At 31.3% G+C, this 9,506-nt stretch carries 5 protein-coding genes (1 of these 5 only partly in view); 3 read left to right on the forward strand and 2 right to left on the reverse strand.

Going from position 1 to position 9,506, the window contains the following annotated elements:
- Nucleotides 1-44 precede the first annotated feature (44 nt).
- Nucleotides 45-1,799 (reverse strand): aminodeoxychorismate synthase component I, encoded by a 1,755-nt coding sequence (gene pabB, locus J3U35_RS01370; RefSeq protein WP_267359049.1) that lies wholly within the window; start codon nt 1,797-1,799, stop codon nt 45-47.
- A 7-nt stretch (nt 1,800-1,806) separates the two neighbouring features.
- Nucleotides 1,807-2,376, reverse strand: a complete 570-nt coding sequence (locus tag J3U35_RS01375) for an anthranilate synthase component II (RefSeq protein ID WP_267359050.1) — start codon at nt 2,374-2,376, stop codon at nt 1,807-1,809.
- 193 nt (nt 2,377-2,569) lie between these two features.
- Between J3U35_RS01375 and J3U35_RS01380 the strand changes: the two genes are divergently transcribed.
- The 3 genes from J3U35_RS01380 to J3U35_RS01390 all read left to right on the forward strand — a co-directional run.
- Nucleotides 2,570-4,261, forward strand: coding sequence for a ShlB/FhaC/HecB family hemolysin secretion/activation protein (locus J3U35_RS01380; RefSeq protein ID WP_267351733.1), 1,692 nt, complete (start codon nt 2,570-2,572; stop codon nt 4,259-4,261).
- A gap of 832 nt (nt 4,262-5,093) precedes the next feature.
- Entirely contained in the window at nt 5,094-8,108 is a 3,015-nt protein-coding gene (locus J3U35_RS01385; RefSeq protein ID WP_267359052.1) for a filamentous hemagglutinin N-terminal domain-containing protein, read from the forward strand.
- A gap of 1,009 nt (nt 8,109-9,117) precedes the next feature.
- Nucleotides 9,118-9,506: the beginning of a filamentous hemagglutinin N-terminal domain-containing protein gene (locus J3U35_RS01390; protein ID WP_267359054.1), read on the forward strand. It continues 2,401 nt past the right edge of the window; only the first 389 of its 2,790 coding nucleotides appear in the window; its start codon is at nt 9,118-9,120; the stop codon falls past the right edge of the window.

Here is a 9,506-nt window from a genome sequence, read left to right on the forward strand (position 1 = left end):
TGATTCGATAACATTTCGCCATTGAGTTGGCGAAATCGTTACCTTTATATCATTGCGTTTTTTAATTGTTGTTTGAAGTGGTTAAAAACTTTATCATCAATTTCCACCCATTTGCGAACACTATTAATGAATGCAATTTTTTCAGCGTATAATACATCTTTTTTAGTCAGTGTTTTTTCAACTAATTGTTTTGATTCCAAATAAAATTGCCGCATTGTCCCCGCCAGTAAGCCAGAGGTGATTTTGGGGGTTACCCATTGATTATCAACCAATAACGCGATATTACCATTAACAAACTCTGTGATTTCGTCATGTTGATTAAAGTTAATATACTCTTTTGCAGGGGTTAGTGCCGGAAAATGATGCCGAATTGATGTTTTGTGATATAAAAAGAGATTCTGGTTATTAACACAATTTGGAGCAAACTCAATTTCGGCGATTTGCAAAGGCGTGATAATACTATCATGATTAATCTCAAACTGCCCATTTTCTCTAAGTAAAATCCGTATTTTATACAAATTTTTAGAATAGGTGTTTGCCAGATTCATTAGGGCTAACTTAATGATACGGATATTGCACTCAAAATTAAAATAACTTGCAGAATCAGTTAATCTTGTTAAATGCTGATCCAATAAAAAAAACTGACCATTTTCAAGTAACAGTGATTCAATAATGTATTCTGGTATGGTAATTGTACGATTTAAAATTGCTGATTTAATTAAAATTTCGTTATATTCATCTTGCGAAGTGGAATCCCAGGTAATCCCTCCACCCACACCATAATGCATATATTGCTGATTTATCGTTAATGTGCGAATTGGCACGTTAAATACCATTTTATGTCCAAATGGTTCAATATATCCAATCGTGCCGCAATAGACCCCTCGAGCAGTGTTCTCAATTTGAGCGATAATTTGCATCGTACTAACTTTTGGCGCACCGGTGATTGAACCGCATGGAAATAATGCTCGAAAAATGTCGAATAAATGAATATTTTCAATTAATTGACCCTCAATAGTTGAGGTTAATTGCCACACGGTTGGATATTTTTCAGCAGAAAAGAGCGTTGGTACAACAACCGTGCCGGGTTTGGAAATTTGGCTTAAATCATTGCGAAGTAAATCAACAATCATCATATTTTCTGCTAGATTTTTTTCTGACATCAGCAAAAGGCGTTGTTGATTATCTTGTTGTGTAGTCAAACCTCGTCCTACCGTGCCTTTCATCGGTTTGGTGGTAATCGTTTTATTTTCAATCCTAAAAAATAACTCGGGTGAAATCGATAAAATATGATAATCATCATGTTCAAGATAAGCGCAATAATCTGCCTGATTATTTTTTTGAAGAAAATAGTAATAATCAATTGGATTTCCGTCAAAAGGCGCTTTAAATTGAATGGTATAATTGGTTTGATAAGTATTTCCTAATTCAATTTGAGAACGGATAAAATCAATTTTTTGATTATATTCTTCAATAGTTGTATCACAGCTTAATACTAATGGTTCTGCCTGATAATGAGGTATTGATTTAGGGGGGTGAGATGAGTATTTATCATAAATACCAAATAATAGTAGAGGTAAATCGGTATCTTGAGGCGGATTGGATTGGGTTTGATTAGCCTGATTAAAGCCCATTGCACTCTCATAGGCTAAATATCCTACTGCATAAAATCCTTGTGCAATAAATGATTCAATCTCTTCTAAGCATTTTTTTATGGATGACACTTTAGTTGTTGCTAATATTTTTATGGGATCGCAAAAATATTTATGTTGACCTTCAAAATCGATATGAACTTTCATGTAAATCCTATTGATGAACAAAATTTTTGATGATTTGCAAACCACAATCTGTTTTGATTGCTTCAGGATGAAATTGTACCGACTCAATAGGTAAATATTTATGGCGTAATCCCATAATCAATCCTTGTTTATTTCGTGCGGTGACAATGAGTGGTGATGATGTAGGTAATAAATTATCCCTTACCATTAAAGAGTGATAACGCACTACCGTCAGTGGATTGTCAATTCCAGTAAAGATTCCTTGACCATCATGATTAATATTATCGAGTTTACCGTGCATTGGTTGCGGAGATTTGACAATCTCATATCCAAAATAATGTGCTATTGCTTGATGTCCTAAACAGATCCCGAATATTGGGCAGGTACGATTGAATTCAGCTAGAACGGAAAGAGTTATTCCTGCATTGCTAGGACTCCCCGGTCCTGGTGAGAGAACAATTTTAGAAAAGTTTAATTTTTTCAATTGGTCAATTGTCATCTCATTATTTTTAATCACTTTAACTTTGGCTTTAGCTCGACAAAGATAATCATAAATATTAAACGTAAAAGAATCATAATTATCAATTAGTATAATCAAAATATTGCCTGCGAGATTTCAAACGATTTATTTTAAGTTTTCATGCTGATATATCCTAATATATTTTCTTTTATTTAGAAAAGATTTTAACGATTGAACTGATTATTTTTAACGCATGTCTATTTTTTTATGGACTAAATTCGATTATCGAATTAACATTAGCGCAAACTAAAATACAATAATAGGAAAAATGATGAAAATCAGAGTATTGTTAATTGTAGTAATAAGTTTTATCTTTTCAAATAACGTATTTGCTGAGCAGTTACCGACAGCACAAGAACGAAAGATCAGTGATCAGCAGCTGATCTACCAACAAGAAAGGCAAAAAGCAACAGAAGAGGCATTGTCAACTAAAACACCTAATGTAAGTTTAATGTCACCTTTACAAAAAATTCAGACGATCAATTTTCCTGAAGAGGAATTTTGTTTTCCGATTCAACATGTTGAATTGTTAGAACGTGATGCCTTTCCAATTACCATACCGTTAAATACGTTAGCCAAACAAGCGGAAGGTCGTTGCTTGGGTGGCAAAGGTTTAAATTTACTGATGACGGAATTACAAAATCAGCTTATTAGTTATGGCTATATCACAACACGGGTTTTGGCGCCTCAACAAGATCTTAATTCAGGAACATTTACTTTATTGTTGCTGAAAGGGACGGTAAGAAATATTTTTTATTCATCAGATAGTGACACCAGAGCCAATTTAACCAGTAATATGCCATTAAAAAAAGGGGATTTACTTAACTTACGCGCTATCGAACAAGGACTTGAAAATTTTCAGCGAATCCCAACTGCCAGTGCTCAAATCCAATTATTACCAGGAGAAGAGGCCGGTGAAACAGATATTGTTATCCAACGTCAACAATCGAAATATTGGCGAATAGGATTATCGTTAGATAATTCGGGATCAAAAAGTACGGGTCGCTATCAAGGTGGGCTTACACTTTATTTGGATAATCCACTTGGTCTTAGTGACAGTTTTTATGTTTCTGGTGGACATAATTTAGAGGGAGTGGACGATTATGGTTCAAAAAATTATCTATTTGCCTATTCTGTCCCATTTGGTTATTGGCTTTTTGATGCCTCAATGTATGCAAATACCTATAATCAAAAAATTTCGGATGTGGTCGATTATCAATATAAAGGACGAAGTAAATATTATAATTTTCAAATTAGCCGAGTATTGCACCGTAATGAAGCGCAAAAAACAATATTAAGTTATGGCATCAATTTAAGAGAGTCTCACAATTTCATCAATGATACTGAAATCGAAATTCAGCGGCGCAAAACAAGCAATTGGCGAATTGGCTTACAGCATAGTCACTACTTCGATAATATCGTTGTTTATGCAGGTGCATCTTATCAAAAAGGCGTACGTTGGTTTGGCGCACAAAAAGCATTTGAAGAAAAATCTGAAATCGGTAGTGCTCTAACCGATATCATTAATGCTAATTTGTCCGTTTATGTGCCTTTTAAACTCGGTAATCAAAATTTTGGATACAGCCTTGATTCACAAGGACAATACACTCGACGTAATAAATTAACTGCACCAGATCGATTTTCGATTGGTAGTCGTTGGACGGTACGAGGATTTGATGGTGAAGAGATGTTAAGTGCCGATAATGGCTGGTTTATTCGCAATGATTTAATATGGTATACGCCACTAAACCAGCAATTATATTTAGGACTGGATGCCGGTGGTGTATTTGGAGGAAATTCCGAAAATCTGACGGGTAAAAAATTAGTCGGTTCGGCTATCGGAATTAGAGGACGTCACTTTGGTCTTTATTATGATATGTTTGCTGGCGTGCCCCTACATAAACCTGACAAATTTAATACTAATCATTTAACACTTGGATTCTATTTAAATTGGACTTATTAGTGTTACCTATCATTTAGCCAACAATAAATTAGTACTTATTATTGTTTTCAATAAACAATAATAAAGTACTAAATTAAATCAATTAAATAACTCTATAATAATTAATGCATTAGTTAATGAAGAAAAATTAAAAAAATTTTTTGTAAAGCTAATGAAGATATTTTAAATAAACCTTTGACTGAAAGTTTATTTAAAGATTATTATATATAAGTTATCTTATCTAAACCGCATAATCATGGGTTTTATCATTACTTTGTAAACTGATGATAAAACGATCAAATATTAATAAATTGATTACAGTTTTTTTAAGTGTTTATTAATCGCGGAAAAGTCTTAACTCTTACCACCAAGATAAGATACATAACATTAAAAAGGTCACTATTTTTGTTGATTGTAAGCATTCAGTCAGCCATAAAAGAATAGCCATCTAATTTCGCTATACAGGTTGTTAGATTCTATTAAATTTCCTTTTTATAACTTGAATTAACCTTATTTGAATAGTCCTATTTTATGAAAGTTAACTATCGATAACTTATACAAAACGATGACTAATGGATATGAGCTTAATTTCACATTACATTTTGCAGTAAAAAGTTATATTAACTATTGATATTAATTGGATTTGATTCAATTCAATTAACAGATTGTTAATTACACTGTAGTCATTTTTTCATTGTAGTAACTAATTGATATTAGTCATTTTGTAAACCAGTAATCTTAATTTATGCCTTGATTATAGAATAAATTGATTTTTATAAAATGACTGGTTTTTAAGAAAATTCCGATTCTTTTTGAGTAAAAAAGAGTAGATCTATGAAAGGTGAGACATACTATGAATAAAAATTTTTATCGCATTGTTTTTAATAAAACTCGTGGATTGTTCGTTGTGGTATCTGAAATTGTAAAATCACATCAGGCGATATCACATTGCAGCCGAAAAGCTAAAAAAACGGATATTAAACAGAATTCAAATAACGATACAAAATATTGCACATTAAAACCACTTGCATTTTTATCCTATATTGCATTAGGTATGGTAAGTATTGTTGGTACAACTTATGCAAAAGGTATTGTGGTTGATCCCTTAGCCAATCAAAATCAACGTCCTGTCGTTAAGGAATTACAAAATGGTACAACACAAATCGATATTGTTGCACCGAGTAGAAACGGTGTGTCTCATAATAAATATACTCAATTTGATGTGTCAAAAAAGGGTGTGATTCTTAATAATGCTACTGGTGGCACGAATACACAACTAGCAGGAAATATCAATGGTAATCCACTATTACAAAACAGCGCAAAAGTTATTTTAAATGAAGTTAATTCTAACAATATCAGCCAATTAAATGGTTATATTGAAGTCGCCGGGCAAAAAGCACAGGTGATAATCGCTAATCCAGCTGGGATTACCTGTGATAATTGTGGCTTTATCAATGCAGATAGAGCCACGTTAACAACCGGTAAACCGATTGTAACAAATGGTAACCTAGAAGGCTATTTGGTCGAAAAAGGTCAAATTCAAATTACAGGTAATGGTCTAAATGATACCGGACAAGATTATAGTGATCTGATCGCTCGAAGTGTCAATATCAATGCTAAATTATGGGCAAATAAGGAAATCAATGTCATAACGGGTAAAGCAAAAGTTAGCGCGGATTTAAAACATATTGATACACAAGGCTTTGATAATCACGTTGGACAACCCGAGTTTGGCATAGATGTCTCAAGATTAGGGGGCATGTATGCGGATAAAATTAGAATGGTTGGGACAGAACATGGCGTTGGTGTACGAAATAATGGGACGTTATTGGCAAATGCAGGAACATTAACTGTAACCAACGATGGCAAAGTAATTAATGCTGGTTATATCAGTTCAGCGCAAAACCTCGAATTCAAAACGACTTATGGTGGAATTGAAAATCATTCAACAATTGAAAGTTCAAAAAACATTGTATTATCCAGTAAAGCAGAAATAAAAAATGTTGATAGATTAAATGCGCAAGGTGATATCACGCTTAATGCAGAAAGTTGGGTTGGTAACCAAGGATTAATATCTTCGGGTAAACAGATTACAACAACGAGTAAAGAGTTTGATAATAGTTATTCAGCAAATATAAAAGCGCAAAATCTAAAAATTAATGCGAATATGGCAAAAAATACAGGCAATATTAACGTAAATGACACAATTAATCTGCTCGCAAATCAGTTTGAAAATAATAAAAAATTAGCTGCTAAAAAAGAAGTCACTATAAACAGTAGAAAATTCAAAAATGATTGGAAAGGCAAAATTGAATCAAATAATATCAAAATTTTTGGTGACGAATTTGTCAATTATGGTCAACTTGTTGCCGACAATAGATTAACTATGAATGTTAAAAGTATCACGAATCTTAATGAATTAGTGGGAAGAAACGAAATCAGGATTAATAGTATAGAATTTTCTAACAAAAAAGACGGAATAATAAACGCTTATGATGCGGAAGTTATAACACAAAATTTCGATTCTGATGGTACAATTTTAACTGGCGCATTGGATATATCTGCTGAAATAAACTATAACAATGGCATCAATGGCAAAATAATAGCTGATTATTTCAAGTTAATAAATCCACATAAAAGTGTTAACGAAGGTCTTATCGATGTAGGCTATTTTTATGAAGTGGGTAGTGACTTTATTAATACCGCTTTTGGCAAAATAAAAGTCGGTGAATTATATGCCAATAATGATTATTTTGAAAATAAAGGTTCGGTATACTCATCCAGTAAAATAATCGTTGAAAGTAATGATTTTTACAATAATGGTCAATTTGATGCAATAAAAACTCTAAAAGTAAATCAGAATAAGAATTTTAAAAATGATTGGCAAGGAACAATCAACGCTAATTTAATTGATTTCGACCAACAGATCGTCAATGAAAGTTTTTCTAACTTTGGTTCGATACAGTCAAAAGATCAAATTAAAATTAAATCTAAGGATTTTTATAACCAAGGGAAGATATTGGCGAAACATGAATTAAGCATTCAGGGTGACAAACTAAAAAATGAGATGAATGCTTCAATAAGCGCTGACAAAATTGATCTATCCGGTACAACATTAGAAAATAAAGGTTTAATAACTGCTCAAGATTCCCTAAATATTGGGGTGAAACAGTTATATAATAAATTTAAGTTATTATCTGATGAAAATTTAGATATTAATACTTCATATTTTTCAAATGAAGGAAATGAAAGTCTTGTTAAAGCTGATTTAGTGACAATATTTGCTAATAAACTGGACAATCATAGTACCTTTAATGCGACTAATGATCTACAAATCATTGTTAACAACATCTACAATCAAGGTCGGTTCACATCTAATAATCATATTGGTATATATAGTGCAGACTTTAAAAATGATTGGGCAGGTCATGTTGATGCCGATAAACTGGATATCGCCGGTGGAAAAATGAACAACATGAACGAAATAAAAGCTAATCGATATATAACTATCAACGTTAATGATTTCTACAATAACAAGACTTTATTTACATTTGGAGATCTAGAAATAGGCGGCACCAATTTTAAAAATGATTGGTATGGTTTGATTAAAGCTGAAAACCTAGATATTCTTTCGACTCAGTTATCGAATTATGGAAAATTTGAAACAAGTAATTTAATGAATATTGTGACAAAGAATTTTTATAATTACGGACGAGTTGATTCTGATATGCACATCTGGTTATATGCTGATTATTTTAGAAATGATTGGAAAGCTGTGATGAATGCAAAATACATTAAAACGAAAGTGAATCACATTGAGAATTATGGATTAATAACAGGAATTATAAATGATGAAAATCAACTATAACTTATGGATTGCTAATGTTTTTTAACTTGAACAGTTGTTTATAACTTAAGATTCTGGTTTTCTATGTATAAAAAATTAGAAAACCAGGGTCTATTTTTCGAAATTTAAATAATCATATACTGAAAATAGAAACCGATTTAACCTGCTCTTTAATGTTAGCTATCTTAAAAAAATTGTGACCAAATGGAATTCTTCTTTTCTCTAACATTGCTGTTTTTAGATGCTGTTCATATAAATTTTTACCCCTAAAACCACCACTATTCTTTAAAAAGCAATAAATGTCGAAAAAACGTAGTAAAGTAAAAATAATGGTTAATTAGAAACTAATTTTTTCATCTTATTAAAAAAATAAACATTAAAATCGCAAAACATTGATATAAAAATTTACTAAAGTTAAATTTTTTTGATTTAAATTAAAATTGAATTAAATTCTTTCAATAATATATAAAATAATTTAATAAAGTCTTTGACCGAACCTCAAATAAATGTTTATATAGTACACTTTATTTATCCAATGAATGCCTTGTGGTATAGGCACAATTTCACATCAATCAATAAAAGACACACCATTGTGAAATCAATCAGTTCCAGTATTATTTGTTTTTTTGATATTTATTAGTCATGTTAAATAAGATTAACTTACATTTATATATCAAATAAAAACAATATTTAACCAATAGCTATTTGTTAATAAGATCCAATGAGTGATTTGAAATACTGTTCTTTTTACGTCAATTTTTAAATATTGAGTCAGTGGTCAAACTATTCATGTTAACGACATAAAATTGATGATAATCAAAACTAATTAATCTTCTGTTGGTTAATAGAAAATCCCCATAAATACCCGAATGACAGAATTTGTATATTTTTTTCAAGTTGTAGTAACCCATTAATATCTTTGCTTGTTAATAAAAGGATATTAATTTTTTTTATAAATTTAATTAATTTTTAATAACTTAATATGCTTTTGTTTTCAGACATCAGCATTAGATACAAGGTGAAAAATACTATGAATAAAAATTTTTATCGCATCGTTTTTAATAAAGTTCGTGGATTATTTGTTGTGGTTTCTGAAATAGTTAAATCTCATCAAGTCATGGCTAGTCATAATCAAACCACAAAAAAAATGGAAGGGTATTGTAAGCAAAAAGATCAATCCTGTATGTTAAAACCCTTAGTATTTTTATCCTATATTGCATTTGGTATGGTTAGTATTGTTGAATCTAGTTACGCAAATAATATCGCTGTTGATCAAAATGCCAGCCAAGAACAACGTCCAACCGTTCAAGGTTTACCAAACGGTGTAACACAAATTGATATCGCAGCACCAAGCAATAATGGCGTATCCCATAATAAATATACCCAATTTGACGTATCAAAAAATGGTGTCATTTTAAA

The sequence above is a fragment of the Gilliamella sp. B2717 genome, assembly GCF_026536675.1.
Classification (GTDB): Bacteria; Pseudomonadota; Gammaproteobacteria; order Enterobacterales; family Orbaceae; genus Gilliamella; species Gilliamella apicola_I.

What these genes read in the sequence shown, in the direction of transcription:
- pabB (WP_267359049.1), bottom strand. Translation starts at nt 1,799, where the DNA reads ATGAAAGTTCATATCGATTTTGAAGGTCAACATAAATATTTTTGCGAT.
- J3U35_RS01380 (WP_267351733.1), top strand. Translation starts at nt 2,570, where the DNA reads ATGAAAATCAGAGTATTGTTAATTGTAGTAATAAGTTTTATCTTTTCA.
- J3U35_RS01385 (WP_267359052.1), top strand. Translation starts at nt 5,094, where the DNA reads ATGAATAAAAATTTTTATCGCATTGTTTTTAATAAAACTCGTGGATTG.